Genomic DNA, 26,991 nt, shown 5'->3' on the forward strand with positions numbered 1-26,991 from the left:
AAAATCGAGCGGGCTATTCAAACACACCGTCGGTCGAAACGTTAGCGCTATCGGCGTCCTCCAGCCGGGCGCTTGCCGTGCGAATCCCCTCACGCAGCGCCTCCACCGTTTCGCTGTCCTCCAGACTCGCCAGTGCCCGGCGCCAGCGGTCGATGGCGAGCGCGTAGTCGCCTTCGTCGAAGGCGTGAACGCCGAGAAGGCTCAGCACCTTGGGCTGGCGCGGGTCGGCCGCCAGGGCTTCGTCGGCCAGCGCCCGAACATTTGGGGTGAGCCTGCGCCCGGCCATGAAAAAGCGAAGCTCGGCGAGCTCGCCCAAAAGCGCCGGGGCGCGTCCGTCGATCTCGATGAGCCGGGTCAGTGCCTCATCCGCTTTTTCGAGCTCGCCGCTTTGGCGGTAAAAGCTAAACAGCATACCCCACACGTTGGCGTTTTCAGGCTGGCGTTCGGCCTCGCCCTTCAAACGCTCGAGGTAGCGCTCCATGGAGGGGTTGGGGTCGTTTTCCACCGACTGCTGCAGCGCGTAGAGAGCAAGGTCACCCTCGGCGCCGTTTTGTTGATAGATAAAAACCCCCGCCGCCAGTGCCGCGACCACCACCACGGGAATGGCCAAGCGCCCCGAACCCGGGGCCTTGAGCGCGCGCCGGGGCGTTGCAGCGGTGTCGTCGAGCAGGCTGCGCTCGAGCTCGAGTTTGGCCTCGTCAAAGCGCGCCTGGTCGATGTCGCCATTCGCCTGCGCGTTTTCGAGCGAGGCGAGGCGGCGTTTGAAAATGGCCACGTTCTGCTGGTTGGCGCCGTCGGCTTCCTCGAAGCGGCGCTGGGCCTCATGGAGCGCCCGGGCTCGCCAAAGCGGGGCGAGCAGCAGCCAAAGCGCGGGGAGTGCGGCGAGCGCAATCGCAATCCAAAGCGGCGTCATGGGGACCTCTCGCGGTTGATCAACGTGTCCAGCCGTTCGCGCTCCGCCGCGCTCAGCGCCTGGCTCGAGGCCTGGCGCCGGGCGCGCACGATCAGCGCCAGAATCACCATCGCCAGCAGCACCAGCGCAATGGGCACCCCCCAAAGCAAGTAGGTGCGGTTTTCCAGACGCGGGTTATAAAGAATGTACTCACCAAAGCGGGCCACCATATGGTTGACGATTTCGCTGTCCGACTGGCCCTGGTGGAGAAGCTCGAACACGCGCTGGCGCATGTCGGCGGCGATCGGCGCGTTGGAATCGTCGATGGCCTGGTTTTCGCACAGCGGGCAGCGCATGGAGGCGGTCAGGTCCGCATAACGCTGCGCGAGCACCGGGTCGTCGAACTCGCGCACCTCGATAGCCGCCAGCACTAAAGGGCTCACCAGTAACAGCATCAGAACGAACAGAGACCTCAACGCCATTTCTCGACCTCCGGTAGAATGCGCGCATCGACATCGTCGGGGCCGATGTAGCCCTTGTGGTGATAGCGGATCACGCCGTCGCGGTCGACCAGAAAGGTTTCCGGGGCGCCGTAAACGCCAAGGTCGAATCCCAAACGGCCCTCCGGGTCGAAAATGTTTACCTCGAAAGGGTCGCCGTACTCGCTCAAAAACTGCCCACCCTTTTCCCGAGTGTCGCGGTAGTTCACGCCGACCATGCGAATGCCGTGCTCGGCCAGCGTCAAGAGCTGGGGCATCTCCTGCTTGCAGGCCGGACACCATTCCCCCCAGACGTTGACCAGCGTGAGCTTGCCGCGCAAAAGCGATTCATCCACCTGGGATGCCGGGTCGCGCAGCGTGCTCGCTTCGAACGCGGGGAACGGCCGGGCCATCAGCGCCGAGTCGCGCTGGGTGGGGTCGCGGGAAAGGCCCTGGTAGAAGAAAAGCGCAATACCGACAAAACCAAGCGGTAACAGCAGCAACAGCCAGCGTCTCATGATAGCGCCTCCACAGGAGTGTCGAGGGCGTGGGGGCGTGTTTTGGATCGCCGGTAGCGCTTGTCGATCACCGCCAGCACCGCCCCCGCCGCCATCAACAGCGCCCCCAGCCAAAGCCAACGTACGAAGGGCTTGTACTGAATGCGCATGGCGTAGCTGCCGTCCTCCAGGTCTTCGCCCATCGCCACGTAAAGGTCGCGAAAGAGCCCCGGACGCAGCGCGACCTGGGTCATCGGCATACGGGTGGCGATGTAAAGGCGCTTCTCCGGTTGCATCATGAACGCCCGGCCGTCGTCGCCCTTGCGCACCTCGATCAGCGAGGTGTCGGCCAGAAAATTCGCCCCGCGCCGGCTGATCAGTTCCTGCATGGTGAACTGATAACCCGCCACCTCGACCGTGGTGTCCGGCGCCATGCGCACGTTACGCTCGATGTTGTAGTTCGAGACCACCGTGACGCCGATGATCGTGACCGCCATGCCGACGTGGCCCAGCACCATGCCCCAGTAGGCGAGCGAGAGCTTGCCAAGCCCGCGGGTGACCGAACTTGACCGGCGGCAGGTATCGAAGACATCCCGGGCCAGCGGCAGCACGATCCAGAGCGCGGCCAAAAGCCCCAGGCTCACCCACAGGTTCCACTCGCCCGCGTACAAAAGCGGCGCCACCGCGCTAATGACCAGGGCGGCCAGCCCCGAAAGCCAAAGCTTCGCCTTGAGCTCCCCCGCGCCCATGTGCTTCCAGCGCGCCAGCGGGCCAAGGCCCATGAACAGGCACAGCAAAACGGTCAGCGGCACGAACAGCGCGTTGAAATACGGCGGGCCCACGCTGATTTTGCCCAGATTCAGCGAATCGAGAATCAAGGGATAAACGGTACCGAGCAGCACGGTGACGGTCATGATCACCAGCAGCAAATTGTTGACCAGCAACAGCGAATCCCGGGATAGCCAGCCAAAGCCGACCTGGTGGCTGACCCGCGGGGCGCGCAGCGCAAACAGTAGAAGCGACAGCGTCACCGTCACGCTTAGAAGCACCAAAATGAAAAATCCGCGGGCCGGGTCGTTGGCGAAGGCGTGCACCGAGGTCAGCACGCCGGAGCGCACCAAAAACGTGCCCATCAGCGACAGCGAAAAAGTGGTGATGGCCAAAAGCACCGTCCAGCTTTTGAACGAGCCCCGCTTTTCGGTCACGGCCAGGGAGTGCAAAAGCGCGGTGCCGGTCAGCCAAGGCAAAAGCGAGGCGTTCTCGACCGGGTCCCAGAACCACCAGCCGCCCCAGCCAAGCTCGTAGTAAGCCCACCAGCTGCCCAGCGCAATGCCGACCGTCAAAAACGCCCAGGCGATATTCGCCCAGGGGCGCGCCCAACGGGTCCAGGCCGCGTCCAGCCGCCCGCCGATCAGCGCGGCGATGGCGAAGGCGAAGACCACCGAAAAACCGACGTAGCCCATGTAGAGCATGGGCGGGTGGATCACCAGGCCAAAATCCTGCAAGAGCGGGTTCAGATCGGCGCCGTCGCTTGGCATATTGAGCAACAGGCGCTCGAAAGGGTTGGAGGTGAGCAGGATGAAGGCCAAAAAGCCAACGCTGATCATGCCCATCACGCTCTGCACCCGGGCGGCCATATCCCGGGGCAGCGGCTTCGAAAAGTGGGAAGCGGCAAAGCCCCAGCCGGCCAGCATCAAGCTCCAAAGCAGCACCGAACCTTCGTGATTACCCCAAACGGCGCTGGCCTTGTAGTACCAGGGCAGCATCGAGTTGGAGTTGTTGGCCACGTTGGCCACGCTGAAGTCGTCGAGCAGGTAGCTTGCGCTCAGGCAGGCGTAGGCAAGACCGACGAACAGAAACTGCCCCGCCGCCATGGGGCCACCATAGGCCATCCAGAGCGGGCGGCGACTTAGCGTGCCCGCCAGTGGCAGCGTGGCCTGAACCAGCGCCAGCATCAGCGCCAGAATCAGCGCGAAATGGCCCACTTCGGGAATCATCTTTACCCACATACGTTAATTCCCGTCCGTTTGAGGGCGGCCCGGCCCTTCCAACTGTTTGACGACCCGTTCGGCCTTTTGCTGATAGTCCGCCGGTGAGTAGCCCGCCTCCTCAAGCGCCTGGGCGACCTCAGGTGGCATGTAGTTTTCATCGTGACGCGCCAGCACCTTGTCCGCTCTCAGGCGTCCGTCGGCCTGCAACTCGCCGACCACGACCACGCCTTGGCCTTCGCGAAACAAATCCGGCAGGATACCGCTGTAGTAAACGCTCACCTCGTCCACGTAGTCTGTGACCACGAAGGCGACGTCCAGACTTTGCGGGTCGCGAGCGACGGAACCCGCCTTGACCAGCCCGCCGGCGCGGATCTGGCGCTCCAGGGGTGCCTGGCCCTGGGCGATTTGCACCGGACTAAAGAACAAATTGATGTTGGCGCGCAGCGCAAAGAGGGTCAGCCCCACGGCCACGCCCGCCAGCGCCACTACGCCAATGAGCGCGAAAAGCCGCTGCTTGCGTTTAGGCGTCATCATTACCCCCAGGGTGTGAAGAAGAGCGCGGGCCGTTTTGCGCGCGGGCCCGCTCGCGGCGGGCGCGGCGCCTCACTGCTTTGACCAGCCCGCGGCGCTCCAGGCGCGCCTGTAAAAGGCACAGTAATAGCAGCAAGGCAGTGACGCCCCAGGCCGACCAAACGTAAACGCCGTGGCCGCCCATCGCGAAAAATTCCGTCAGCGAGGTGAACGCCATCATCTCTCTCCGCTTAGGAGCGCGCGTACCCAGCGCTTGTCGCCTTCCCGGCGCAGAATTTCGCTGCGCGTGCGCGCAAGCGTAATCGCGGCGAAAAAGCTATAAAAACCGACCAGCATGACGAGCAGCGGCAGCCACATGGCCGCCGGCATCGCCGGGCGCGAGGTCAGCGTAAAGGTGGCGGACTGGTGCAGGGTGTACCACCACTCGACCGAGTACTTGATGATCGGAATATTGATCACGCCGACCATGGCGAGAAGCGCCGCGGCCCGGGCGCCGCTGTCCCGGCGATTGAACGCACCGCGCAGAGCGATCACGCCCAGGTACAAAAAAAGCAGAATCAGCATCGAGGTCAGCCGCGCGTCCCACTCCCACCAGGTCCCCCAGGTAGGTACGCCCCACACCGCGCCGGAAAACAGCGCCGTAAACGTCATGGCCGCGCCGAACGGCGCCATCACCTTGGCGGCCATGTCGGCCACCTTGATCTTCCACACCATGAACACCAGGCTTGCCAGCGCCATGGAAACGAACACCGACTGGGCCAGCAGCGCAGCGGGCACGTGAACATAAATGATGCGAAAGCTCTCGCCCTGCTGGTAGTCCGCTGGCGCCACCGCCAACCCCCATACTGAGCCTGTGACAAGCGCGAGCGCCGCAAGCGCCCAGCACCAGGGCTCGAGCCGGGTGCTCAGGCGATAAAACCACTTGGGTGAACCAAACTTATGAATGAAAGCCCACATGGCGCGCATCCTTAGCCGTTGATACTGATACGAAGCGAGGCGACAATCGCCGGCGGCGCCAGCAAAAGCGCCACCGCCAGCAGCGCCCCTAACATGGCAAGCTGTGGCGCGGCGCTTTCGAGTGCGATGGCGGTCTGCACCGCGCCGGTCCCAAACACCAGCACCGGAATATAAAGCGGCAGAATCAAAAGCGAGGTCAGCACGCCGCCCCGTGCCAGACCCACCGTTAGCGCGGCGCCAATCGCGCCCACAAGGCTCAGCGTAGCGCTGCCCAGCAGTAGTGAAAGCGCAAGCACCGCATAGCTTCCCGCCGGGAGTGCCAGCATCGCGCCCAGCACCGGCGCCATGAGCGCAAGCGGCAGCCCGGTTAAAAGCCAGTGTACGCCCACCTTGGCCAGCACCTGCGCCAGTAGCGGCTGCGGGGCGATCAGCAGTTGCTCGAGACTGCCATCCTCGAAATCGCTGCGAAAAAGCGTATCGAGCGAGAGTAACGCCGCCAACAGCGCCGCTACCCACAAAAGCCCGGGGGCTATCACCGATAAAAGCGCGGGGTCCGGCGAAATACCGATTGGGAACAGCGTGATCACCAGCGCGTAAAACACCAGGGGATTGAGCGCCTCGCCGCGACGGCGAAAGGCCAGGGTGAGATCCCGGGTAAACGTCGCCTTGAACGCCCGAAAAGCGCCGCCAGGGGCGGCTCGAAGTAACGTCTTTTGATCAGCCGGCGTCACGTTCCACCCTCTCGCCAAGCGTAATACGCCGCACCCGGGTTTGTTCCGCCAGGGCGTGGTGGGTCGTGATCACCACGCTGCCGCCTTTGTCGGCGTGGGCCCAAAGTGTTTGCTCCAGCGCCTTTACCCCTTCCCGGTCGATCGCGGTGAACGGCTCATCGAGTATCCAAAGCGCCCGGGGTGTCAGATTCAGTCGGGCAAGCGCTACGCGCCGCCCTTGGCCTGCGGACAGCTGCCCCACCGGCACGTCTTCGAATCCGGCCAGGCCGATGTCACCCAGCGCGCGCTCGCAGGCCGCCTCGCTTACCGGCCCGCCATCCAACGCCTGGTACCAGGCAAGGTTTTCCAATGGCGTCAGCCCCGCTTTGACGCCCGGCGCGTGGCCCAGATACACCAGATTGGCGAGAAAATCATCGCGGCATTGGCCCAGCGGCTTTTCGTTGAAATAGAGCGTGCCCTCGTAATCGTTGAGCTGGCCCGCCAGTATCTTTAAAAGCGTGGTTTTGCCGCTGCCGTTGGGGCCTTCGACACGCAGAAGCTCACCTGCGTTGATCTCGACATCGAGCCCCTTGAATAGAAAGCGGTCATCGCGCTCGCAGGCAAGCTTTCGGGCTTGAAGGCGCAGGCTCAAAGCGGTCTCCCAAGGCGTGGATATCGCGCGCACTCTACACAAAAAGGCATTTTTTCGCCAGCGTAGCGCCGCCTCGAGCATCACCCCCTTTACTAAAGCCCACAGCCACGGGGCCCTGCCAAAAAGAAGAGCGCGATACGACACAGAAGTCTGCATATAGGGCTAGCACTGTATGCAAAAACAGGTTTATACTCCAACCACTGTATGAAAAGACATGCACCCGCGTCGCTTTTCACTTGTTCACGCCCAGGGAGCGGGCGATTGCTGGAGAGAAACAAATGATCGCATCACGACCGCTTGAGACCTCGAACGCTCTGCGCCCCAACGCCCCGAGCACCAGAGAGTACGCTACGCCCCGCGCCGCCAGCACCGAGCGCGACGTGACCCGGCGCAATACCTATGCGCTGCGCGTTCGCGGCAATCGCATGCAGCAGTACAACCTGTTCGACGGTGACGTGATCGTGATCCACCGCCACCAGCGCGGCCCCCACCGGGAAACCGCCACGGCCACCATCAACCAGCACGAAGTGGTGCTCAAGGAACTCTCGATCAACAGGCTCGGCGTGCATCTGTGCCCCGAGGACCAGGCGATGCCGGCGGTTTTCCTGCATAATGGCGATATCCAGGTGCTGGGCATGGTAATGGGCAAAAGCCCCGCCGCTGCCGAGAAGCGCCACTAATCGCCTTCAGGAGCCCCGTTTGCGCTACCGAGCCCCGAATCTTTCCCCGGACACGCACTTCGAGGCCGAGATCGTCGTCGAAAAAAGCCAGTTCATCACCTGGCTTTGCCACGCCCCGACGCCGGATGCGTTCGAAGCGCTTCTAAAAACCGCCCGCGCCGCCCACCCTGGTGCCAGCCACCACTGCACTGCCTTCATTGCCGGCCCGCCCGGCGAGCAAACCGCGATTGGTTTTTCTGACGACGGCGAACCCGGCGGCACCGCAGGCCGGCCGATGTACCAGGCGCTTCTGGGGAGTGCTCTGGGCGAAGTCGGTTGCGTGGTGATTCGCTACTTTGGCGGCACCAAGCTTGGCACCGGCGGGCTCGCCCGCGCCTACGCCCAGGCCGTGAACAAGGCGCTCGAAACCCTACCCACCCGGGAAATCGTCGAGCGTGAACACTACCTTTTGAAAGTCGCTTTCGCCCAGGAAGCCCAGGCCCGCGCCTATTTCGAAGAGCAGCGCGCGCCGATTGCCGCCGCCGACTACGACGGCCAGGGCGTCACGCTCACCGTGGCCTGGCCCAAAGACGAGGCCGCGGACTTCACGACGCTTGAGAACCGGCTTAAAAGCACGCTGGATATTCAAAAGCGTTAAAGCTGAATGGGCCAGCAGGTGGGCTGGTCTCGAGCAGCCCTACGCGAGGGCGCTGTAAATACCTCCTTGTACGCTACTTTCGCCATCCCTGGCGAAAGACCCTCGCTACGGGCTACTCGAGACCGTGGAAATTTCAGACATGGACAAACCAAAACGCCCCGCTCATGCGGGGCGTTTTGATTACTAACAGCGCCTATCCCAAATACTTGATCATCACCCCGGCGGCCACCGCCGAGCCGATCACGCCGGCCACGTTCGGCCCCATGGCGTGCATCAAGAGGAAGTTGTGCGGGTTGGACTCGAGCCCCACCCGGTTGGCCACCCGCGCCGCCATCGGCACCGCTGAGACCCCGGCGGCGCCAATCAACGGGTTGATCGGCATTTTGCTGACCAGGTTCATCAGCTTGGCCATCAATACCCCCGCGGCGGTGCCGATCCCGAAGGCCACGATACCAAGGCCCAGAATGCCCAGCGTCTCGAAGGCCAGAAAGCTTTCGGCCATCAGCTTGGAGCCCACCGAGAGCCCCAGCACGATGGTGACGATATTGATCAAGGCGTTCTGGGCGGTATCCGCCAGGCGCTCGACCACGCCGCACTCGCGCATCAGGTTACCAAAGCAGAACATGCCCAAAAGCGGCGCGGCGTCCGGTAGAAACAGCGCCACCAGAATCAACAGCATGAGCGGAAACACGATCTTCTCGAGTTTCGAGACCGGGCGCAGCTGCGTCATGGCGATCTTGCGCTCTTTATCGGTGGTCAGAAGACGCATGATCGGCGGCTGGATCAACGGTACCAGCGCCATGTAGGCGTAGGCCGCCACGGCAATCGCGCCCAATAATTCGGGGGCCAGCACGCTCGAGACGTAGATCGAGGTCGGCCCGTCCGCTCCGCCGATGATCCCGATCGCCGCCGCCTGATTGAGCGAGAAGTCCATCACCCCCATCGAGGTGAGCAGGACCGCCCCAAAGAGCGTGGCGAAAATGCCGAACTGCGCCGCCGCGCCCAGAAACAGCGTACGCGGGTTGGCAAGCAAAGGACCGAAATCGGTCATCGCGCCCACGCCCATGAAGATGACCAGTGGCGCGATGCCCGAGCCAATGGCCACGCTGTAGAAGTTATACAGCACGCCGTTGCTGTAACCCGCCCCCACGGCAATATCGCGGGCGGCACGCATCTGCTCTGGCGCGGCGTTATGCGCCACCGCTTTGAGCGCTTCCCGCCAGGCCTCCGCCCCGGCAACCGGGTCGAGCGCCACGCCAAGTGCCGCACCGATTTGCTGCAAAATCGCCGGACGCGCTACTTCGATCGCCTGGTCGAGCGCGGAGATCGCAAGGCCCGCCTCGGGGATGTTGGCCAAAATGCCGCCAAAGCCGATGGGCACCAGCAAAAGCGGCTCGAACTTCTTGTAGATGGCGAGATACAAAAGCACCAGCGCCACCAGGATCATGACGGCCTGGCCGAGCGCGAGGTTATAAAGCCCCGAGCCCTCCCATAGGGTGATTAATTTATCCATTACCGTATGCCCTTAAAGCTCGACCAGGGAGTCACCAACGGCGACGCTATCGCCCTCGCTTACGTTGACACTGGACACCGTGCCGGCGCTTTGGGCGCGCACTTCGGTCTCCATCTTCATGGCTTCAAGAATCACCACCACGTCGCCTTCCGCGACCTGGTCGCCCACCTTCACGTTGACCTTGAAGATGTTACCCGCAAGCGGCGCATCGATCCCCTCGCCGCTGGGCGCGGCGGGTTGGCTGGCAGGCTGCTCGGCTGGCGCGCCACTGGCCGGCGTTTCGCTTACCTGGCTGATATCGCCGCCTTCGGCGACCTCGACCACGTAGGCCTTGCCGTTGAGCTTGACGGTGTAGGTCTCGGGCCCCTGGGCGGGGGCGCCTTTGGCCGGCGCTTTGGTTTTTTCTTCGCTTACGGCCACGCTTTGCGGGTCGGCCTGGGGGGCGGGCTCGAAGACGTCCGGGTTGTCGCGGTTTTTCAAAAACTTGAGGCCGATCTGCGGGAACAGCGCATAGGTCAACACGTCGTCGATACGCGACTCACCTTCGGCCAGGCGGATGTTCTCGGCCTGGGCTTTTTCTTCAAGCTCACTGGCCAGGCGCTCCATCTCCGGGGCGAGGTTGTCCGCCGGGCGGCAGGTGATCGGCTCACCGCCGTCCAACACGCGCTTTTGCAGCTCCGAGCTAAACGGCGCGGGGGCAGCACCGTACTCGCCTTTGAGTAGCGCCTGCACCTCTTTGGAGATCGACTTGTAGCGCTCTCCCATCATCACGTTCATCACCGCCTGGGTGCCCACGATCTGCGAGGTCGGGGTGACCAGCGGAATGAAACCGAGATCTTCACGCACCCGCGGAATTTCGCTGAGCACGTCGTCGAGCTTGTCGCCGGCGCCCTGCTCTTTTAGCTGGCCTTCCATATTGGTCAGCATACCGCCGGGCACCTGGGCGACCAGAATTCGCGAGTCGATCCCCCGGAGCGAGCCCTCGAACGCCGCGTACTTTTTGCGTACCTGACGGAAATAGCCCGCGATATCCTCGAGCGCTTCCAGATCCAGCCCCGTGTCGCGGTCGGTATCCTTGAGCATGGCGACCACGGACTCCGTCGGACTATGACCGTAGGTCATCGACATCGACGAGATCGCGGTATCGACGTTATCCACGCCCGCTTCGACCGCCTTCAAAATGGTCGACGTCGAAAGTCCGGTGGTCGCGTGGCAGTGCAAATGCACGGGAATCGAGAGCGTCTTTTTGAGTCGTGTGACCAAATCAAAAGCGGTATAGGGCGTCAAAAGCCCGGCCATGTCCTTGATCGCCAGCGAGTCGGCGCCCATGTCCGCGATGGTGCTGGCAAGCTCGACCCAACTGTCCAGGGTGTGGACCGGGCTCACCGTGTAGGAGATGGTGCCCTGGGCGTGGCCGCCAACCTTCCGCACAGCCTTGATCGCGCGCTCCAGGTTGCGCGGGTCGTTCATCGCATCGAAAACGCGAAACACGTCGACGCCGTTGGTTTTGGCCCGCTCGACGAATTTGTCGACCACGTCATCGGCGTAGTGGCGATAGCCCAGCAGGTTCTGGCCGCGCAACAGCATTGCCTGAGGCGTGTTGGGCATCGCCTCTTTCAGCGCGCGAATGCGCTCCCAGGGGTCTTCTCCCAGGTAGCGGATACACGAATCAAACGTCGCCCCACCCCAGGTTTCGAGCGACCAGAAGCCGATGTTGTCGAGTTTTTCGGCGATGGGGAGCATGTCGTCCAGGCGCAGGCGAGTAGCGAACAGCGACTGGTGGGCATCGCGAAGGACGACATCGGTAACCCCTAGAGGGCGTTTGTTCTCGTTCATGCTCTATATCTCAAAAAAGGGTGTTGTGTTAGTAAACTTAACAAAATACAGCGCTGCGCTTTTGTAAAGTTCGCTAGGGCTTCCTGTCGTTACCGAGTACTTGATGTGCGGTAACGATGCACGGCAGCCGAGATAACGGCCAGGGTTTCGTCATCCTGACCCACAGGCTCCGGTGGGGCCGCGCGCCCGGCGGGTTGGGTGGCGGCTTGTGGGGCGGGCTGAAAGCGCCGTATGACCGCCGACATCAGCGTGACGCTGATCACCAGGATGGTAAGAAAAACAAAGACGAACCCCATCCCCATCGCCATTAGGGCCAGCCCTTCCTGGAGCAATTCTCCTTCTTGCATACTTCCCCCGCCTGGTCATGTCATTGAGTGGCACACCAAACGCCTCTAAAGGCGCTTGGCGCAGTGAGGACAATCCTCTAACCTGCCACATTCAGAATAGAATGCAATGACGCTAAAGTGGAAGCCATGGTTGTTAATTTACTACAAAAGGGGGAGATCGGCCTGGCGCCGATGGAAGGTGTGATCGACGCCCTCACCCGCGATCTACTGACGCGCCAGCCCGGTTTCGACTGGACGGTCACCGAGTTTGTCCGCGTGGTGGATGCCCGCCTGCCTTCCCGCGTGTTTTACAAGCACTGCCCCGAACTCGAGCTCGAGCACGTGGCCACGCCCAGCGGCGTGCCGGTCCATCTGCAGCTTTTGGGATCCAGCCCCGAGGCGCTGGCCGAAAACGCGCGCCAGGCGGCTTCGTTGGGCGCAGTCAGCGTGGATCTAAACTTCGGCTGCCCGGCCAAACTGGTCAACCGCCACGATGGCGGTGCCTCGCTATTGCGCCGCCCCGAGCGCGTCTATCAGGCCGTCGATGCGGTCTACCAGGCGCTCGAAGGGCAAATACCGGTGACGGCGAAGATTCGTCTGGGCTTTTCGGACCGGCGCCTGGCCGTTGCCTGCGGCCAGGCCGCCGAGGCAGGTGGGGCCTCGCGGCTGGTCGTACACGGGCGCACCCGCGACGAAGGCTATCGCCCACCGGCCCACTGGGAGTGGATTGGCAAAATTCGCGCACGCCTGGGCATCCCCGTCGTTGCCAACGGCGATATCTGGACGCTGGAAGATTACTGGAAAGCGCGCACGCTCTCGGGCTGCCAGGATGTGATGCTGGGGCGCAGCGCCCTGGCGGACCCCTGGCTTGCGCCGCGCATTCGCCACTGGCTCGACACCGGGGAGCGCCTGGGCGAGACGACCTGGGCGATGCGCGCCGGCGTCATTGCCGACTACGCCAGGCGCCAGCGCGAAGCGCTACCGGACCGTGTTGTCGTATCGCTGGTGAAGCAGTGGCTTGCTCAAATGCGCCAATCAAGCCACGAGGCCGATCAGCACTTTCAGCGCTTAAAGCGGGTGACCGAACTCGATACGCTCTTGCGCGAGCTCGCCCCGGCGACGCCACAACCCACCGACCCCACCCCCGCCTAACCCAAAAGCGCCCGGCCAAAAAAAACGCCTGACCACATAAAGTGGCAGGCGTTTTAAACGACCGCAGAGAGCGCGGGCCGCCCTCTTGCGTCAGGTTCCATCCTTTTGAACCGACTCGATACCCGGCGCCCAAGCAGCCGCGTTACGCGCACTGACTCAAGGCACCAACGCAGAAAACCCGCCTTTGAAAAGGCGGGTTTTCCTGGAATCTGGCGCGCCCGGGAGGATTCGAACCTCCGACCCTCTGATTCGTAGTCAGATACTCTATCCAGCTGAGCTACGGGCGCTTGATTGTCGTTAATCGACGAAAAACATTGTAACATCAATCACTTGGCAACGAAAGGCTTGTTAGAACAGAACATCGAACTAAAAGCCCTGAAGACTTACAAGATGGCGCGCCCGGGAGGATTCGAACCTCCGACCCTCTGATTCGTAGTCAGATACTCTATCCAGCTGAGCTACGGGCGCTTATCTTAAAGCAACTGCTCTTCAAGCAATCATGTTACGGGTTATGCGGTTGGCGGAGAGAGAGGGATTCGAACCCTCGATAGGGCTATAAACCCTATACTCCCTTAGCAGGGGAGCGCCTTCAGCCACTCGGCCACCTCTCCTCAACGGCACGGCGCGAATATTACCGATAATACTGAGGCTTGTCCAGACTTAAGCAGAAATTTTTTCGCGCCGGCTTTGGGTTAGCGCTTAAACGCCCTTTAGTGGACGTGGTATAAGGCGCCATTTATTCGGGTTCGCTTTCAGTATCGCGCTCGCGCTGGATTCGCTGATAAATCTCTTCGCGATGTACGGCGACATCCTTGGGGGCGTTAACACCAATTCTAACTTGATTACCTTTTACACCTAACACCGTGACGGTGATCTCATCACCTATCATCAGTGTCTCGCCTACGCGGCGCGTTAGGATGAGCATGGCTGATCTCCTTCTCAGACGTTTGTACAACGGTTCGTGTCCGCCAGAGGCGTCAACGCCGCCATTATGCGGCAAAGCGGCACCAGTCACCAACGACTGATGCCTCTGGCTCCATGACACTTGAACTTCCGTTGCAAGAAAGCTCACCACCTACGGTAGCAAGTTACCTCTTAGCGTAGAAGGTTTGGAGCACAAATGTTATTCGGATTCTACATTTGCATTATCCAGCCCGAACGCCTTATGCAGTGCGTTGACCGCCAGTTCCATGTGCTTTTCGTCAATGACCACCGAAATTTTGATCTCCGAGGTGGAGACCATACGGATATTGACGTTCTCGTCGGCCAGCACACGAAACATTTTCGAGGCCACCCCAGCGTGGGAGCGCATACCCACACCGACCAGCGACACCTTGGCGATATTGTCATCGCCGCGCAGCTCGCCGCCGCCGAGGTCCGGGATCACGGTCTCTTCCAAAAGCCTTTTGGTCGCCTTGTAATCGCCCTTGGCCACGGTAAAGGTGAAATCGGTGTAGTCGCCGGCCGGCGCCACGTTCTGCACGATCATATCGACTTCGATATTGGCATCGGCAATGGGGCCGAGAATGCGCGAGGCAACACCGGGAACGTCCGGGGTGTGCAAAAGGGTCAGCTTGGCTTCGTTTTTGGTAAAGGCAATACCGGAGATCAGCGGTTCTTCCATGGAATCCTCGTCTTGGTCAGCATCTGCAATAATCAGGGTACCGGGGCCGTCCTCGAAGCTCGAGAGCACCCGTAGCGGAACGTTGTACTTGCCGGCAAACTCCACCGCGCGGATCTGCAGCACCTTGGAGCCCAGGCTTGCAAGCTCCAGCATCTCTTCGACGGTGATGCTTTCAAGGCGCTGTGCGCGGGAGCATACGCGGGGGTCGGTGGTGTAAACGCCATCGACGTCGGTATAGATCTGGCACTCGTCGGCGCCGAGCGCGGCCGCCAGCGCCACCCCGGTGGTGTCCGAGCCACCGCGGCCCAGGGTGGTGATATTGCCCTCGTCGTCCACCCCCTGAAAACCGGCCACGACCACCACCTTGCCGGCATCGAGATCGCTTTTCAGGTCGTCGGTTTCGATGCGCTGAATGCGCGCCTTGGTATAGGCGCTATCGGTATGGATACCGACCTGGGCGCCGGTGTGCGACGTCGCCGGGACACCCAACTGCTGAAGCGCCATGGCAAGCAGCGAGATGGTCACCTGCTCGCCGGTGGAGAGCAGCATATCCATTTCCCGCGGCGTCGGGTCGTCGTTCAAGGCCTGGGCCATCTCGGTGAGACGGTTGGTCTCGCCGCTCATGGCAGAAACGACCACGACGACCTGGTGGCCCTGGTCGCGAAAGCCTTTTACTTTTTCCGCCACGGCCTTGATACGGTCGACCGAGCCGACCGACGTACCGCCGAACTTTTGTACGTATAGTGCCATATGCCATTTTCCCTATGGGTTCGGAGTAAAAGAGTAATAGTAGACTAGCCCGGCATTGGCGTTGGAAACCCGCGCCAGCTACTACGCCGATGAATATAAAAAAGGCCGGTGGCAACGCTGCCACCGGCCCCTTGCTTAGAGCACGCTTTCCAACCAGGCCGGTACGCTTTCAAGCGCCCCCGGCAAGGCATCGGGTTGGCTACCCCCGGCCTGGGCCATATCGGCCCGTCCGCCGCCTTTGCCGCCTACCTGGGCGGCCACGTGATTGACGAGCTCGCCGGCTTTCACGCGGTGGGTCAAGTCGTCGGTGACACCGGCGATCAGGCTCACCTTGCCCGCCGCCTGGTCGGCCACCGCCAAAAGGATCACCCCGGAACCCAGCTTGTTCTTGAGCTGGTCGAGCATACCGCGTAGATCCTTACCGGAAACGCCTTCGAGCTGGGTGGCCAGCAGCTTCACGCCGCCGACTTCCTGCGCCTGGCTCAACATATCGCTGCCCGCCGAGCTTGCCAGCTTCGCCTTGAGCTGCTCGAGCTCTTTTTCGAGGGTGCGGTTGCGCTCGAAAAGCGATTCGATGCGGGATTCGACCTGCTCGGGCTTGGTCTTGAGCCGCGCCCCCAGCCGCTCCAGGGCGGCCTCTTGCTGGTAGAAGTACGCCAGCGCGTTTTCGCCCGTGATCGCCTCGATACGGCGAACGCCGGCGGCGGTGCCCGCCTCCGTCACGATATGGAAGCAGCCGATATCACCGCTTCGCGCCACGTGGGTGCCGCCGCAGAGCTCGATGGAGAAATCGTCAGCGCCGATGGTCAACACGCGGACGTTATCGGCGTACTTCGCCTCGAACAGGGCCGCAGCCCCTTTGGCTTTCGCCTCCTCGAGGCTCATCTGCTCGGTTTTGGTCGGCGCGTTGGCCAGCACCTGCTCATTGACCAGCCGCTCGACTTCCTTGAGCTGCTCCGCCGTCAACGCTTCGAAGTGGCTGAAGTCGAAGCGCAGCCGCTCGGCGTTAACCAGCGACCCCTTCTGCTGGACGTGGTCGCCCAGCACCATACGCAGCGCTTCGTGCAGCAGGTGAGTGGCAGAGTGGTTACGCACGGTGGCAGCACGCAGGCCAGTGTCGACCTCGCCGCGCACATCCGCCCCCACGCTGAGCGTGCCTTCGACCATCACACCTTGATGCAGATGGTGACCACTTTGCTTTTGCGTATCGTTGACCTGAAAACGCCCGCCCTCGACATGCAAGTAGCCGGTATCGCCTACCTGGCCGCCGGACTCGCCGTAAAACGGCGTGCGGTCCAGCACCACGATGCCTTTCTGGCCTGCCTCGAGCGCGGCGAGCGCGTTGCCTTCGCTATCCACCAGCGCGGTGACTTTGGCGTCATCGGCCAAAAGCTCGTAGCCGGTGAAGTCCGTGGTGCCGTCGAGCTCGATATTGGCGCTGTAATCGGCGCCGAACTGGCTCGCGGCCCGGGCACGTTCGCGCTGGGCTTCAAGCGCCTGCTGAAAGCCCTCTTCGTCGAGTTTGACGCCACGCTCGCGGCACACGTCGGCGGTCAAATCGAAGGGAAAGCCGTAGGTATCGTAAAGCTTGAAGACCGTCTCGCCGGGCAGCGTATCGCCTTGTAAAGACTCGAGCGCCTCATTCAAGAGACCCATACCGTGATCCAGGGTGCGCGCGAACTGCTCTTCTTCCTTGAGCAGTACCCGGGCGATTTGATCGCTGGATTCGCGAAGCTCCGGGTAGGCGTCCCCCATCTCGGCGTCGAGGGCGGCGACCAGCGTATGGAAAAACGCGCCGGTCGCGCCTAGCTTGTGACCATGGCGCACCGCGCGGCGGATGATCCGGCGCAATACGTAACCGCGGCCCTCGTTAGACGGCAGTACGCCGTCAGCGATCAAAAACGCGCAGGAGCGGATATGGTCGGCAATGACGCGCAGCGACGGCGCTTCCAAGTCGCTGTAGCCGGTGGCCTTGGCCGCCGCCTTGAGCAGGTTTTGGAACAGGTCGATCTCGTAGTTGGAGTGCACGCCCTGCATCACCGCCGCCACGCGCTCGAGGCCCATGCCGGTGTCGATCGACGGCTTGGGTAGCGGGTTTAGCGTGCCCTGGGCGTCACGGTCGAACTGCATGAAGACCAGGTTCCAGATCTCGATGTAGCGGTCGCCGTCCTCTTCCGGACTTCCCGGCGGGCCACCCCATACGTCAGCACCGTGATCGAAGAAGATCTCCGAGCTCGGGCCACAGGGGCCGGTATCGCCCATCTGCCAGAAGTTGTCTTCGTCGAGGCGCGAGAAACGCGCCGGGTCGATGCCGATCTCGTCTTTCCAGATCCGTTCGGCTTCTTCATCGCTTATGTGCACGGTGACCCAAAGTTTCTCTTTGGGCAGCCCCAGGGTCTCGGTCAAAAAGCGCCAGGCAAAGCGGATGGCGTCTCGCTTGAAGTAGTCGCCGAAGCTGAAGTTACCCAGCATTTCGAAAAAGGTGTGGTGGCGCGCGGTGTAGCCGACGTTATCCAGGTCGTTGTGCTTGCCGCCGGCGCGCACGCAGCGCTGGGCCGAGGTGGCGCGCACGTAGGGGCGCGGGTCACGACCCAGAAACACGTCCTTGAACGGCACCATGCCCGCGTTGGTGAACAACAGCGTCGGGTCGTTGCCCGGTACCAGCGAGCTCGAGGGAACCACGGTATGTCCGTGCTCCTCGAAATAGGTTAGAAAGGCCTGCCTGATCTCTGCGCTTTTCATAGGGGTTCCGTGACAATAAAACGTGATGCCTCGGGGCGCTGTCGCCACCACCCTGGGGCACGCAAAACATCTATTATAACGAAGTTGCCCCACGACTAAAGCCACGATGGGCGTGGCCGGGTCAAACAGAGGGAATTAGGCGAAAACCAGAGGGAATTAGGGAAAGACAGAGGGACTGAATGCGCGCTTCAAGTGTCCAGCCGGGACAGCGCGTAGCGAATTTGATCGAAGTCGAAGCCACGATTGGCGAGAAAGCGTTCGCGTTTGGCGCGCTCTTTAGGGGGAACGAACGATTCACCGGCCGGCGCCCCGGAATCGCTGAAGCGCCTTGAAAGCGTCTCGAAGGCAAGCTCGAACCAGTCGATTCGTTCCTGGGTCTGAACGGATTCGAAAGCCTCCGCTTGAAGGTCGCTTTCCACACCGCGGCGCCTAAGCTCCATTTTGATACGCACCGGACCCTGCCCGCGCAGAATGCGTGAGCGCACGAAACTTTCGGCGAAACGGCTGTCGCTTTGAAGCCCCTGCTCCTGCAGGGCGTCCAGACAGCTTTCGATCTCCCCGTCCTCGAAACTCTTTTGGGTGAGTTTCTCGAAAAGCTCGGCGCGAGAGTACTCGCGCCGCGCCAGAAGATCCATGGCGACCCCGCGCGGGGTCGCGTTTTTAGTGCCAAACACGGACGTCTCCGAAGCTTTGCATTGCCAGCACTTAGATCAGGCTATCTTCGCCGTCGGCATCGGCTTCCGCCGGTGCCGCAACCTCTTCCTCTTTTTTCGGGTCGGGCTTGGCAAGAAGCTGCTCGCGAATCTGGCTTTCGATCTCTTCCATGATCTCCGGATGCTCTTCCAGGTACTGGGAAGCGTTGGCTTTACCCTGGCCGATTTTGCTGCCCTTGTAGCTGTACCAGGCGCCGGCTTTATCCACCAGGTTGCACTGCACGCCCAGGTCGATCACCTCGCCGGCGTGGTAGATCCCCTTGCCGTAAAGAATCTGGAACTCGGCCTGGCGGAAAGGCGGCGCGACCTTGTTCTTCACGACCTTGACGCGGGTTTCGTTACCGGTGACTTCGTCGCCGGACTTCACCGAGCCGGTACGGCGAATATCCAAACGTACGCTGGAGTAGAACTTCAGCGCGTTACCGCCGGTGGTGGTTTCGGGGCTGCCGAACATCACGCCGATTTTCATGCGGATCTGATTGATGAACACCACCAGACAGTTGGCGTTTTTGATGTTGCCGGTGATCTTACGCAGCGCCTGGGACATCAAGCGGGCTTGAAGGCCCACGTGAGTGTCGCCCATTTCGCCTTCGATCTCGGCGCGCGGCGTAAGGGCGGCCACGGAGTCGATGATGATGACGTCGACGCCGCCGGAGCGTACCAGCATGTCGGTGATTTCGAGCGCCTGCTCACCGGTATCCGGCTGGGACACCAGCAGGTCGTCCAGGTTGATACCCAGCTTTTCCGCGTAGCTTGGGTCGAGGGCGTGCTCGGCGTCCACGAAGGCACACACCTTGCCCTGCTTTTGCGCCTGCGCAATGACCGACAGCGTCAGCGTCGTTTTACCCGAGGACTCCGGCCCGAAGATTTCCACCACGCGCCCATAAGGAAGCCCGCCGATGCCGAGGGCGATATCGAGGCCGAGCGAGCCGGTCGATACCGATGGCATGACCACCCGCGGCGCATCGCCCAAACGCATGACGGTGCCCTTGCCGAACTGACGATCGATCTGGCCGAGCGCGGCGTTCAGTGCTTTTGTGCGGTTTTCATCTTGAGCCATTTAAAGCGTCCTCGTAACAACCTGTATAATTAGCCAGTATTATGCCAAATAATAGCGCTAAAACCTATCCCTGACACGCTATTTATTTACGCCAAACCATGCCATGTTGGGTACTTCCAGCGCCTTTCGATGACCGCTTCGTTAGTCCGATAGGCGCAAAATCAGGGCCACCAGCGCCTCGCGTACCGCCTGCTCGCGCACCGCCTGACGGCTACCGGGAAAGACGAAGCGTTGGGCGTGTTGGCGGGCTTCATCGCCCACGCTAAGCCAGACGAGCCCGACGGGCTTATCGGTGCTGCCACCCCCCGGGCCTGCCACGCCGCTCACCGCCACGCCAAGGCTTGCACCGCTTTCCCGGCACGCCCCCTTGACCATTTCATTGACCACCACCTCGCTCACCGCGCCGTGGGCGCCAAGGGTCTCTTCTGCGACACCCAGAAGGCGGGTCTTGGCGGCGTTGGAGTAGGTGACCACGCCGGTTTCAAAGTAGCCGGAGCTACCTGGCGCGGCGGTAATCGCCGTAGCAATCCCACCGCCGGTGCAGGACTCCGCGGTGGTCAGCGTAACGTTTCGAGCAAGGCAAAGCCTGCCCAGGCGCTTCGAAAGAAGCGCCAGATCGAGATTTTTCAAACCAGACGCGTCAGCGGCCATGCAGACTCCTTCATGTAAGCGCTCCGTTCAGCGTAGAATACTGCGTTTCACTTGCCCATAGAACATGGCGCAATACGTTTGCGCCACGCTCAATCAGGACGCCCATGTCACAGGCCAGCCCCGCGCACACGCCAATGATGGCGCAATACCTCAAAATCAAACGCGAACACCCCGAGGTCCTGCTTTTTTACCGGATGGGGGATTTCTACGAGCTCTTCTTCGACGATGCCAAGCGTGCCGCCACGCTTTTGGATATCACCCTGACCGCCCGCGGCCAAAGCGGCGGCAAGCCGATTCCCATGGCCGGTGTACCCTACCACAGCGCCGAAGGCTATTTGGCCCGACTGGTAAGCGCTGGCGAATCGGTCGCGATCTGCGAGCAGATCGGCGACCCGGCCACCAGCAAGGGCCCGGTGGAGCGCCAGGTGGTGCGCATCGTCACCCCCGGCACGCTGCACGACGAAGCGCTGCTCGATGCCCGCCGCGACAACGTGCTGGTCGCGCTGTGCCCGGGCAAGGAGCGCTTTGGCCTGGCCTGGCTCGAGCTCTCCAGCGGGCGCTTCAACGTGCTCGAAGTCGAAAGCGAAGCGGAGATGCTGGCCGAGTTGACCCGCCTGGCGCCGGCGGAGCTTTTAGTGCCGGAGAACCTGACCCTGCCCGAGGCGTGGTCGCAAAAGCGCAGCCTGCGCCGCCAGGGCGAGTGGCTTTTCGATCTGGAAAGCGCCACGCGCAGCCTTTGTGATCAGTTCGAGGTGCAGGATCTGCGCGGCTTCGGCTGCGCCCACCTGACCACCGCGCTGGTCGCCGCCGGCGTGCTGGTCGACTACGCCCGGGACACCCAGCGCTCGCGCCTGCCCCACGTGACCGCCATTACCGTGGAAAACCGGGACGACGCGGTGGTGATCGACGCCGCCAGCCGGCGCAATCTGGAAATCGACCTCAATCTGGGCGGCAGCACCGATAATACCCTGGCAAGCGTTCTGGACACCTGCGCCACCGCCATGGGTTCGCGGCTTTTAAAGCGCTGGCTCAACCGCCCGCTGCGCCAAACCCAAGTCGTTCAGGCCCGCCAGGCGGGCGTGGCACTGCTTACCCTGGACGGCGCCTATATGGCGCTGCGCGAAGCGCTTTCCGAACTAGGGGATATCGAGCGTATTTTGGCCCGCGTGGCGCTCTACAGCGCCCGCCCCCGCGATCTGGCCAAGCTGCGCGACGCGCTCAATGCCCTGCCCACGCTGCAGGGGCTTTTAGAAGAAGTCGAGAGCGGCAGCGCCATCGATAGCCTCAAGCCGCATATTCGCCCCTACCCGGAGATGGCCGATACGTTGAGCCGGGCGATCATCACCAACCCGCCGGTGGTGATTCGCGACGGCGGTGTCATCGCCCAGGGCTTCGATAGCGAGCTCGACGAGCACCGGGGGCTTGCCGAGAACGCCGGTGATTATTTGATCGAGCTCGAACGGCGCGAGCGCGAACGCACCGGCCTTTCCCACCTGAAGGTGGGCTACAACCGGGTTCACGGCTACTTCATCGAACTACCCCGCGCCCAGGCCCAACAGGCCCCGGCGGAGTACATTCGCCGCCAGACGCTGAAAAACGCCGAGCGCTTCATCATCCCCGAGCTCAAGGAGTTCGAGGACAAGGCGCTATCGGCCAAGTCTCGGGCGCTCTCGCGAGAAAAATGGCTCTACGAGCGGCTGCTGGGCGAGCTCAACACTCTGCTCCACGAGCTCCAGGGCACCTCCCAGGCGCTGGCGGAACTCGACGTGCTGTGCGCCTTTGCCGAGCGCGCCGAGGCGCTGGACTGGGTACGCCCGACGCTCACGGCCCACACCGGCATTCACGTAAGCGCCGGGCGCCACCCGGTGGTCGAGCACGTAAGCCAGGCGCCCTTCGTGCCCAACGATATCGACCTCTCCCCCCAACGGCACATGCTGATCATTACCGGCCCCAACATGGGCGGTAAATCGACCTACATGCGCCAGACCGCGCTGATCGCACTGCTCGCTCATAGCGGCAGCTTCGTGCCCGCCCAATCCGCGGAAATCGGCCCGCTGGATCGCATCTTCACGCGTATCGGCTCCTCGGATGACCTGGCCGGCGGGCGCTCCACCTTCATGGTGGAGATGACCGAAACCGCCAATATCTTGCACAACGCCACCGAGCAGAGTCTGGTGTTGATGGACGAGATCGGCCGTGGCACCAGCACCTTCGACGGGCTGTCCCTTGCCTGGGCAAGCGCCGAGCAGCTGGCCGCGACCAAAGCGCTGACGCTCTTTGCCACCCACTATTTCGAGATGACCGGGCTAACCGACCAGACCCAGGGCGTGGCCAACATCCACCTGACCGCCACCGAACACGGCGACAGCATCGTGTTCATGCACCGCATCGAGGCCGGCCCGGCCAGCCAAAGCTACGGCCTGCAGGTCGCCCAGCTGGCCGGTGTGCCCGCCGGGGTGATTGCCCGGGCGCGGCAAAAGCTCGTGGCCCTTGAGCAACGCGATATAGACGAGCAGCAACGCGATACAGGTGAGCCGCAACGAAACGTGCAGGGGCAACCGGTTGATGGGGGCGAGCGCCAGCCCGCTGCCAGCCAAACGCCCCAGCAAAACGACCTGTTCGCCAGTGCGCCGCACCCGGTCGTGGAAGCGCTCAAGGGCATGGAGGTCGACGCGCTGTCGCCCCGCGAGGCCCTCGAGCTTTTGTATCAGTGGCGCGAGCTTCTATAAGCGGTGCAGTTGGCGCTTGCCGCGGGGCATAGGCACCTCTAGAATACGGCCCATATTTTTTAGCTTCTAAAAAACGGCTGATTTATAACCATTCACGATTAACTATCATTCACGACACGCCATGGCCATACCGTGCGGTGGCCATGCAAGAGGGATAAACCGATGACGTTTGTCGTTACCGAAAACTGCATTCAGTGCAAATATACCGACTGCGTAGAAGTCTGCCCGGTCGACTGCTTTTACGAAGGTCCGAACTTTTTGGTGATTCATCCGGACGAGTGCATCGACTGCGCGCTGTGTGAGCCGGAGTGCCCCGCCGAGGCGATCTTCTCGGAAGACGAGCTTCCGGAGGGTCAGCAACCGTTCATCGAGATCAACGCCGAGCTTGCCGATGTCTGGCCCAATATCAGCGAGAAGAAAGACCCGCTGCCGGACGCCGAAGAGTGGGACGGCAAAACCGGCAAGATGGACAAGCTCGAGCGCTAGGTTCGAGTATCGCCCATAAAAAAAGCCACCCGAGGGTGGCTTTTTTGGGCCTAAAAGAAAGCGCTTTAGACCGCCTTGGGCTCGCCAAGCTCCTCGGAGTCCGCGGCGAAGACCGCGCCGTCGTGCTGCTTGAGCAGGCGGCTGGTGACCGTGCCCGCGGTCATCGAACCGTTGACGTTGATCGCCGTGCGGCCCATGTCGATCAGCGGCTCGATGGAGATCAAAAGCCCGGCCAGCGCAATGGGCAGATCCAGCGTCGAGAGCACGATGATCGCGGCAAAGGTCGCCCCGCCGCCGACCCCGGCAATGCCGAAGGAAGCAAGCGTTACCACCAGCACCAGGGTACCCAAAAACTCGAGCGAGAGTGGATCGACCCCGACCGTAGGGGCGATCATCATGGCGAGCATCGCAGGATAAAGACCCGCGCAGCCGTTCTGGCCGATGGTCGCGCCGAAGGAGGCGGCGAAGTTGGCAATCGCCGGCGGCACGCCGATGCGGTCCACCTGGGCTTCGATATTGAGCGGAATGGTCGCAGCACTCGAGCGCGAGGTGAACGCGAAGGTGAGCACCGGCCATACTTTCTTGAAGTAGCGCAGCGGGTTGACGCCCGCCCCGGACAAAAAGAGCGCGTGCATGACCAAAATGAGTGCCAGGCCCACGTAGGAGGCCACCACGAAACCGAGCAAGCCCAGGATGTCGTCGAGATTCGAGGTCGCCACCACTCGGGTCATCAGCGCCATGACCCCATAAGGCGTGAGGCGAATCACCATACGTACCAGGCGCATGATCCACTTCTGCACCACGTCGATGCCCTCGATCAGCTTGTCGCCGAGCGCGGCGTTTTCGCGCTTGATGCCCAGTGCGGCCAGGCCCAAAAAGGTCGCGAAGATCACCACGCTAATGATCGAGGTGGGCCGCGCGCCGGCCAGGTCCTGGAACGGGTTACTGGGAATGAACGACAGCAGCAGCTGCGGCACGGTGAGATCCGACACCTGGGCGCTGCGCTCGATGATGTCCTGGCCGCGCTCGAGTTCCCGCGCGCCCTGCACCAGACCTTCCGCGGAAAGGCCGAACAGCTGCGTCATGCCGATACCGATCACCGCTGAAATCGCGGTGGTCAGCATCAAAACGGCCAGCACCCCGAAGCTGATCTTGCCAAGCGAGCTTGCGTCGTGAAGGCGCGTGACCGCCGAAAGGATCGTCACCAGTACCAGCGGCATGATGATCATCTTCAAAAGCTGCACATAGCCGCCGCCAACCAGATTTACCCAGTCGAGGGTGCCGGCCAGCGTGGCGGTATCGGCGAAAAGCGCCTGCAAAATGGCGCCCAGCACGACACCCGCGACCAGACCCACCAGCACCACACGGGAAAGACTCGCTCCGCGGCGCTGCCAGCGCGCCAAAAGCGCGATCGCTAACGCCAAAACCAATACGTTGATAACAACTAACCAGGGCATAGTAGCCGCCTCCTGATAGCGAGTGCGGTGCAAAAGCGCACCGGGAAAGCAGCGCTAAATTGATAGTCTGCTAATTCAGGCGCGCAATGGTAATTAATAGAGGAAAGGAATAACAATGCGTTTTTCTTATAACTACTGATAGATTTAGCGATTAGCCTACCGCCGGTGCTCATACGGGCATAAAAAAGGCGGCCCATAGGCCGCCCGCTCCAAGCACTTTCTCTGACCACTCCCTGTGTCGAACTTCCTGGGTACTTCTCCCTGCCGAGGCCACGATCGTCTGGTCACTCGGCGCACCTTCAACATTACGCTCTATACTGCCTAAAGCATCCTTGCCTCCCCTTGTCCTGATCACAGTGTGCCAGAGATTCAGCGCTGCACAAAAAGCGCCAACCGCCCAAAAAAAGCGAGCCCGCAGGCCCGCCTCAATGACAAAAAACTTACATTTCAAATGCTTGGATAAATCGCGGTCGATAAAAGCGCTCGGATCCTAACGCTTATAAGCGGATATCGACGGCCTAAGTAAGCGATCTCTTACAAATTCTTAAGACAATGCTTACACCAGAGGCCTGGACTTTACTGTCCTTTGATCGCTTTCAAGCCCGGGTACTCGACATTGCCAAGCTCGGCTTCGATCGCCAGCAGCCGGTTGTACTTGGCGACCCGGTCCGAGCGGCAAAGCGAGCCGGTCTTGATCTGGCCCGCCGCGGTGCCCACGGCCAGGTCCGCAATGGTGGTGTCTTCGGTTTCGCCGGAGCGGTGTGAGATCACGGCGGTAAAGCCGGCATCCTGGGCCATCTGGATCGCATCGAGGGTCTCGGAGAGCGAGCCGATCTGGTTGAACTTGATCAAAATCGAGTTGCCGATCTGCTCGTCGATGCCGCGCTTGAGGATACGCGTGTTGGTTACGAACAAATCGTCGCCGACCAGCTGGATTTTGTCGCCGAGCTTGTCGGTCAACGCTTTCCAGCCGTCCCAGTCGGACTCGTCCATGCCGTCTTCGATCGAGACGATCGGGTAGTCATCGCAAAGCCCTGCCAGGTAGTCGGTGAAGCCCTGGGCGTCGAAGCTTTTGCCTTCGCCGGAAAGATTGTACTGGCCATCCTTGTAAAACTCGGAGGAGGCGCAGTCCAGTGCCAGAGTGACGTCCTGGCCCAGGGTGTAGCCGGCATCACTCACCGCCTGCTTGATCACCGCCAGCGCCTCGGCGTTGGAGGAAAGATTTGGCGCGAAGCCGCCTTCGTCGCCAACGGAGGTGGAAAGCCCCTTGGCGGCGAGCACCTTTTTCAGCGCGTGGAAGATTTCCGCGCCGACCTTAAGCCCCTCGGAGAAGCTGGAAGCCCCCACCGGCTGAACCATGAACTCCTGGATATCGACGTTGTTATCCGCGTGCTCGCCGCCATTGAGAATGTTCATCATCGGCACGGGCATGCTGTAGTGGCCAGGCTTGCCGTAAAGCTCGGCAATGTGAGCGTAAAGCGCGACGCCCTTGGCGTTCGCCGCCGCCTTGGCCGCCGCCAGCGATACCGCAAGAATCGCATTGGCGCCCAGGTTCGCCTTGTTGTCGGTGCCATCGAGTTTCAGCATGGCGTTGTCCAGGCCGCGCTGATCCCGGGCGTCCATACCGACGAGTGCCTCGCGGATACTGCCATTGACCGCGCCCACGGCTTTCAAAACACCCTTGCCCAGGTAGCGCGTTTTGTCGCCGTCGCGAAGCTCGAGCGCCTCGCGGGAGCCGGTCGAAGCGCCGCTGGGGGCGCACGCCTGGCCTATCGCGCCGCTTTCCAAACGCACCGTGGCGCTTACGGTGGGGTTACCGCGGGAATCCAGCACTTCAAGCGCGGTGATATCCACAATTTTGGTCATGACAGCGTCCTTTGATTGTCGGTTTACTGAATAGCGATGTTTCCCGTTGACGCACGCGTG

At 61.8% G+C, this 26,991-nt stretch carries 25 protein-coding genes and 3 tRNA genes; 5 read left to right on the plus strand and 23 right to left on the minus strand.

Annotated features, from left to right (window positions below; translation table 11 throughout):
• Positions 1–13 precede the first annotated feature (13 nt).
• From ccmI to ccmA, 9 genes are read right to left on the minus strand one after another with little or no spacing between them, the layout of a single operon-like run.
• Positions 14–913 carry a c-type cytochrome biogenesis protein CcmI gene (ccmI, locus tag ACWHXT_RS13340; RefSeq protein WP_447956197.1) on the minus strand — a complete coding sequence of 300 codons (900 nt, stop codon included), beginning with the start codon at positions 911–913 and terminating at the stop codon, positions 14–16.
• A complete protein-coding gene (locus ACWHXT_RS13345; RefSeq protein ID WP_447529629.1) occupies positions 910–1,374 on the minus strand; it encodes a cytochrome c-type biogenesis protein in 465 nt (154 codons plus the stop codon). Before ACWHXT_RS13345 ends, ccmI begins: the two co-directional genes overlap by 4 nt.
• The gene (locus ACWHXT_RS13350) at positions 1,365–1,892 is read right to left on the minus strand and encodes a DsbE family thiol:disulfide interchange protein (RefSeq protein WP_447958050.1); all 528 of its coding nucleotides are present in this window, start codon (positions 1,890–1,892) and stop codon (positions 1,365–1,367) included. The genes ACWHXT_RS13345 and ACWHXT_RS13350 overlap by 10 nt, the downstream gene beginning before the upstream one ends.
• Positions 1,886–3,877, minus strand: a complete 1,992-nt coding sequence (locus tag ACWHXT_RS13355) for a heme lyase CcmF/NrfE family subunit (RefSeq protein ID WP_447956198.1) — start codon at positions 3,875–3,877, stop codon at positions 1,886–1,888. The genes ACWHXT_RS13350 and ACWHXT_RS13355 overlap by 7 nt, the downstream gene beginning before the upstream one ends.
• A gap of 3 nt (positions 3,878–3,880) precedes the next feature.
• A complete protein-coding gene (gene ccmE / locus ACWHXT_RS13360) occupies positions 3,881–4,390 on the minus strand; it encodes a cytochrome c maturation protein CcmE (RefSeq protein WP_447529631.1) in 510 nt (169 codons plus the stop codon).
• Positions 4,380–4,610, minus strand: a complete 231-nt coding sequence (ccmD, locus tag ACWHXT_RS13365; RefSeq protein WP_447529632.1) for a heme exporter protein CcmD — start codon at positions 4,608–4,610, stop codon at positions 4,380–4,382. Before ccmD ends, ccmE begins: the two co-directional genes overlap by 11 nt.
• Entirely contained in the window at positions 4,607–5,347 is a 741-nt protein-coding gene (locus ACWHXT_RS13370; RefSeq protein ID WP_447956199.1) for a heme ABC transporter permease, read from the minus strand. Before ACWHXT_RS13370 ends, ccmD begins: the two co-directional genes overlap by 4 nt.
• An 11-nt stretch (positions 5,348–5,358) precedes the next feature.
• Positions 5,359–6,078, minus strand: coding sequence for a heme exporter protein CcmB (gene ccmB / locus ACWHXT_RS13375; RefSeq protein ID WP_447956200.1), 720 nt, complete (start codon positions 6,076–6,078; stop codon positions 5,359–5,361).
• Complete coding sequence (gene ccmA, locus ACWHXT_RS13380; protein WP_447956201.1) at positions 6,065–6,709, minus strand: cytochrome c biogenesis heme-transporting ATPase CcmA; 645 nt, start codon at positions 6,707–6,709, stop codon at positions 6,065–6,067. The genes ccmB and ccmA overlap by 14 nt, the downstream gene beginning before the upstream one ends.
• Positions 6,710–6,987: 278 nt before the next feature.
• Here ccmA and ACWHXT_RS13385 point away from each other — a divergent pair, with 278 nt between their 5' ends.
• Positions 6,988–7,389, plus strand: a complete 402-nt coding sequence (locus tag ACWHXT_RS13385) for a LexA family protein (RefSeq protein ID WP_447956202.1) — start codon at positions 6,988–6,990, stop codon at positions 7,387–7,389.
• A 19-nt stretch (positions 7,390–7,408) separates the two neighbouring features.
• Positions 7,409–8,026 carry an IMPACT family protein gene (locus ACWHXT_RS13390; RefSeq protein WP_447956203.1) on the plus strand — a complete coding sequence of 206 codons (618 nt, stop codon included), beginning with the start codon at positions 7,409–7,411 and terminating at the stop codon, positions 8,024–8,026.
• A gap of 193 nt (positions 8,027–8,219) precedes the next feature.
• Here ACWHXT_RS13390 and ACWHXT_RS13395 read toward each other — a convergent pair whose 3' ends face one another.
• From ACWHXT_RS13395 to ACWHXT_RS13405, 3 genes are all read right to left on the minus strand, one after another.
• Positions 8,220–9,539: a sodium ion-translocating decarboxylase subunit beta gene (locus tag ACWHXT_RS13395; protein ID WP_447926759.1), complete on the minus strand. Its 1,320-nt coding sequence runs from the start codon at positions 9,537–9,539 to the stop codon at positions 8,220–8,222.
• A 12-nt stretch (positions 9,540–9,551) separates the two neighbouring features.
• Positions 9,552–11,375 (minus strand): sodium-extruding oxaloacetate decarboxylase subunit alpha, encoded by a 1,824-nt coding sequence (gene oadA / locus ACWHXT_RS13400; RefSeq protein WP_447956204.1) that lies wholly within the window; start codon positions 11,373–11,375, stop codon positions 9,552–9,554.
• Positions 11,376–11,464: 89 nt separating this feature from the next.
• Positions 11,465–11,722: an OadG family protein gene (locus tag ACWHXT_RS13405; RefSeq protein WP_447956205.1), complete on the minus strand. Its 258-nt coding sequence runs from the start codon at positions 11,720–11,722 to the stop codon at positions 11,465–11,467.
• Positions 11,723–11,848: 126 nt separating this feature from the next.
• Between ACWHXT_RS13405 and ACWHXT_RS13410 the strand changes: the two genes are divergently transcribed.
• A complete protein-coding gene (locus tag ACWHXT_RS13410) occupies positions 11,849–12,853 on the plus strand; it encodes a tRNA dihydrouridine synthase (RefSeq protein WP_447956206.1) in 1,005 nt (334 codons plus the stop codon).
• A gap of 210 nt (positions 12,854–13,063) precedes the next feature.
• Here the strand turns inward: ACWHXT_RS13410 and ACWHXT_RS13415 are convergent.
• From ACWHXT_RS13415 to ACWHXT_RS13455, 9 genes are all read right to left on the minus strand, one after another.
• Positions 13,064–13,140: transfer RNA gene (locus ACWHXT_RS13415), tRNA-Arg, on the minus strand.
• 104 nt (positions 13,141–13,244) lie between these two features.
• Positions 13,245–13,321: transfer RNA gene (locus ACWHXT_RS13420), tRNA-Arg, on the minus strand.
• A gap of 50 nt (positions 13,322–13,371) precedes the next feature.
• A tRNA-Ser gene (locus ACWHXT_RS13425) sits at positions 13,372–13,464 on the minus strand.
• A 125-nt stretch (positions 13,465–13,589) separates the two neighbouring features.
• Positions 13,590–13,778, minus strand: a complete 189-nt coding sequence (gene csrA, locus ACWHXT_RS13430) for a carbon storage regulator CsrA (RefSeq protein WP_252106858.1) — start codon at positions 13,776–13,778, stop codon at positions 13,590–13,592.
• A 198-nt stretch (positions 13,779–13,976) separates the two neighbouring features.
• On the minus strand, positions 13,977–15,227 hold the full coding sequence (locus ACWHXT_RS13435; RefSeq protein ID WP_447926763.1) for an aspartate kinase: 1,251 nt from the start codon (positions 15,225–15,227) through the stop codon (positions 13,977–13,979).
• A 135-nt stretch (positions 15,228–15,362) separates the two neighbouring features.
• The gene (gene alaS / locus ACWHXT_RS13440; protein ID WP_447956207.1) at positions 15,363–17,969 is read right to left on the minus strand and encodes an alanine--tRNA ligase; all 2,607 of its coding nucleotides are present in this window, start codon (positions 17,967–17,969) and stop codon (positions 15,363–15,365) included.
• 188 nt (positions 17,970–18,157) lie between these two features.
• Positions 18,158–18,604 (minus strand): regulatory protein RecX, encoded by a 447-nt coding sequence (locus ACWHXT_RS13445; RefSeq protein WP_447958051.1) that lies wholly within the window; start codon positions 18,602–18,604, stop codon positions 18,158–18,160.
• 70 nt (positions 18,605–18,674) lie between these two features.
• Complete coding sequence (gene recA, locus ACWHXT_RS13450) at positions 18,675–19,742, minus strand: recombinase RecA (protein ID WP_447926765.1); 1,068 nt, start codon at positions 19,740–19,742, stop codon at positions 18,675–18,677.
• A 141-nt stretch (positions 19,743–19,883) separates the two neighbouring features.
• Positions 19,884–20,393 carry a CinA family protein gene (locus ACWHXT_RS13455; protein ID WP_447956208.1) on the minus strand — a complete coding sequence of 170 codons (510 nt, stop codon included), beginning with the start codon at positions 20,391–20,393 and terminating at the stop codon, positions 19,884–19,886.
• A 104-nt stretch (positions 20,394–20,497) separates the two neighbouring features.
• Between ACWHXT_RS13455 and mutS the strand changes: the two genes are divergently transcribed.
• Positions 20,498–23,122, plus strand: a complete 2,625-nt coding sequence (gene mutS / locus ACWHXT_RS13460; protein ID WP_447956209.1) for a DNA mismatch repair protein MutS — start codon at positions 20,498–20,500, stop codon at positions 23,120–23,122.
• A gap of 162 nt (positions 23,123–23,284) precedes the next feature.
• On the plus strand, positions 23,285–23,608 hold the full coding sequence (fdxA, locus tag ACWHXT_RS13465; protein ID WP_447529646.1) for a ferredoxin FdxA: 324 nt from the start codon (positions 23,285–23,287) through the stop codon (positions 23,606–23,608).
• A gap of 65 nt (positions 23,609–23,673) precedes the next feature.
• On the opposite strand, the gene ACWHXT_RS13470 is transcribed toward fdxA, so the two are convergent.
• Positions 23,674–25,065, minus strand: coding sequence for an L-cystine transporter (locus ACWHXT_RS13470; RefSeq protein WP_447956210.1), 1,392 nt, complete (start codon positions 25,063–25,065; stop codon positions 23,674–23,676).
• Between the two features lie 576 nt (positions 25,066–25,641).
• Entirely contained in the window at positions 25,642–26,931 is a 1,290-nt protein-coding gene (gene eno / locus ACWHXT_RS13475; protein WP_447956211.1) for a phosphopyruvate hydratase, read from the minus strand.
• Positions 26,932–26,991: the final 60 nt, after the last annotated feature.

This window comes from Vreelandella halophytica (assembly GCF_968193635.1).